Origin of the sequence: uncultured Kiloniella sp. (genome assembly GCF_937128705.1) — a bacterium.
Classification (GTDB): Bacteria; Pseudomonadota; Alphaproteobacteria; order Kiloniellales; family Kiloniellaceae; genus Kiloniella.
This window is the reverse complement of record NZ_CAKZMP010000060.1, coordinates 1-2138: the sequence shown is the minus strand read 5'-3', so window position 1 is coordinate 2138 and position 2138 is coordinate 1. Positions and strand designations below refer to the sequence as shown.

The following is a 2138-nucleotide window of genomic DNA, read 5'->3' as shown; positions in this document are numbered from 1 at the left end:
AATATAAAACAACCGAGATGCATCATTCTGCCGGCGGGATAACACTTTTTTCTGATTTAATGTCCAAATTCTGGCAATTGTGCAGATACCCAGTTCTATTGACCAAACGGCCTTCATTATTCGGTCGGCGACTGCCAAATGCGATGCAATATTTAATATCGGGTCGATTACGACCGGCGGCCGCAAACATGCCCCGCCACCAGATACTGGATCGCCGCGTGACCCGCGCATTCTCACCGTTTGGTAAGAAAGTCCGCGCGGAATAATCCATCACGTTCACAAATACAAACTTATCAGCCGCTTCAAACAAAAGATCAATAACCCAAAACAGATCCTCTTCTGGAATAAGGTCCAGAACATTCGTCGCAATTACACCATCGTAGGTCTTCGTAATCAGCGTTTGATCATCTGTTATTGCGGGATCAAAACAGGTAATATTTTGAACATTCCAATATTCATGCAACGAGTTTGCAATACATTCGCCATCTTGAAAAATGTCATCTGAATATTGTTCGCCTTTGCCACTGCCATAATCCAGCAGTGTCGTCGATTGTGTCGCGTTCGCCAATTTCCGGATTGTTTTCGCGTGACTAAAAACCCCTCTTCCCCGAAAAGTTTCAAACGCTTGATACTTAACAACTTCATCACCTTTACGACGCCAAACACCGCCCTGATGCATAAGGGCATAGAAATCAATAAGTTGCCTATATCGGGGGCTGGGAAAATCGCGTGAATACATTTTGAAAGTAAGCCGCCATTGGGCAAAAAAGTCAATTCAGAGATTATCGCGATGACAAATTCTTTTTGTGATCACTATATCTAGACAGAGACCTTATGAATGATAGATTAGTCGCGTTATGCTGTTTTAAGCTGCGGCCCAACCATAGAACAGTGCTTCAAAGTACAATTTTCTGGAGTTTCATCTAGTGTCTGCACCCCGAAATCCCTCGATAGGCCCTATCGAGCAGGTCATTCTGCTAGCACTGCTCAGCTCACTTATTGCTCTCTCAATTGACAGCATGTTGCCCGCCCTTGCCCATATTGAACGGGACCTTGGCGTTATCGATCCCAATGGCAGACAGTTCATTCTAGGAGCAACATTTGTTGGAATGGGGATTGGGATGCTGATTTACGGTCCTCTCTCTGACAGTATAGGTCGAAAAGGACCCATATACCTCGGGATTGGAATTTTCTTAATTGGCTGCCTGCTTTCTACATTTGCCACCAGTTTTGAAGTCATGCTGTTGGGCCGGTTTTTACAAGGCTTGGGGGCTGCAGGACCAAGGGTAGTTTCAATCGCCCTGATCCGGGATCAATATTCAGGACGGGAAATGGCGCGCTTCACTTCATTGGTTATGACCGTTTTCATTCTTGTGCCTGTGCTCGCCCCAGCATTGGGCCAAACGGTTATGCTTGTTGCGTCTTGGCGTGCAATTTTCGGTGCCATGTTTGCATTAGGTATTATGGCATTTGTTTGGCTTATGTTTCGGCAAACGGAAACTCTGGCACCTGAAAACCGTCGACGCTTCTCGGCCAGCCGCCTTGGTATTGCCAGCATGGAAGTTCTTACAAACCCAACCTCATTGGGCTACACAATTTTGTCGGGTTTCGTCTTCGCTTCCTTTTTAAGTTTTCTTACAATGTCCCAGCAAATTTTTCAGGATCAATACAACGTTGGCGAGCTTTTTCCCGTCTACTTTGGGTCGCTAGCACTCTCCTTCGGAGGCGCATCTTTGGCCAATTCCGCCCTTGTCATGCGCTTGGGAATGAAGAACTTGATAGCTAAAGCACTCTGGACTTTTGTTGGCATCTCAATCAGTTATTTAGCTGTTGCTTTTGTTTATAATGGTCACCCCCCACTCTGGTCACTCGTTGTCTTTATGTTGTGCATCTTTTTCTGTGTGGGCATTCTATTTGGCAATATTAATGCGCAGGCGATGGAACCTCTTGGTCACATCGCGGGCGTTGCCTCGGCTGTCGTCACGTCTGTTTCAACCTTTATTTCCGTAATTTTTGGAACACTCGTCGCACAATCCTATAATGGAACGATCATGCCACTGGTTATTGGGTTTAGTGTTTTTGGCTTAATTTCATTGACCATCATGTACATCACCAATTCCAAAATTCACATGCAGGCA

General features: G+C 45.5%; 2 protein-coding genes. One reads left to right on the top strand and one right to left on the bottom strand.

The features are described from left to right. Positions 1-22: 22 nt before the first annotated feature. A complete protein-coding gene (locus tag Q0241_RS03445; protein WP_299373103.1) occupies positions 23-739 on the bottom strand; it encodes a hypothetical protein in 717 nt (238 codons plus the stop codon). 187 nt (positions 740-926) lie between these two features. Between Q0241_RS03445 and Q0241_RS03440 the strand changes: the two genes are divergently transcribed. Next, the coding region (locus tag Q0241_RS03440; RefSeq protein WP_299373100.1) for a multidrug effflux MFS transporter at positions 927-2138 on the top strand (1212 nt) is incomplete at its 3' end.